Origin of the sequence: Blautia sp. AF14-40 (genome assembly GCF_003479665.1) — a bacterium.
Taxonomy (GTDB): Bacteria; Bacillota; Clostridia; order Lachnospirales; family Lachnospiraceae; genus Fusicatenibacter; species Fusicatenibacter saccharivorans.
Window position 1 is genome coordinate 319 of the sequence record NZ_QUHK01000125.1, and the last position, 235, is coordinate 553.

1 protein-coding gene is annotated in these 235 nt (G+C 44.3%); it reads left to right on the forward strand.

Annotated features, from left to right (window positions below):
- Positions 1–32: 32 nt before the first annotated feature.
- Positions 33–221: a hypothetical protein gene (locus tag DWW13_RS18655; RefSeq protein ID WP_055060284.1), complete on the forward strand. Its 189-nt coding sequence runs from the start codon at positions 33–35 to the stop codon at positions 219–221.
- Positions 222–235 lie beyond the last annotated feature (14 nt).

Genomic DNA, 235 nt, shown 5'->3' on the forward strand with positions numbered 1-235 from the left:
AAACCATACACTAAAACGGGAGAAAACACAATATGCCGAGAATGAGCAAAAAAAGGAAGCATGAGCTTTCCTTTTACCTCAATGACCGGGGGCGTGTCACTTACAACGAATTATGCCGGAAATGCCAGCATGGGTGCAGGCAGAGCTTCCGGGCGGTTGTGATTGACTGCCCTCATTATTTATCCAAACGAGCCAAGAAAAAGGAGGAACACACAGAATGAATTTTGAATTTATG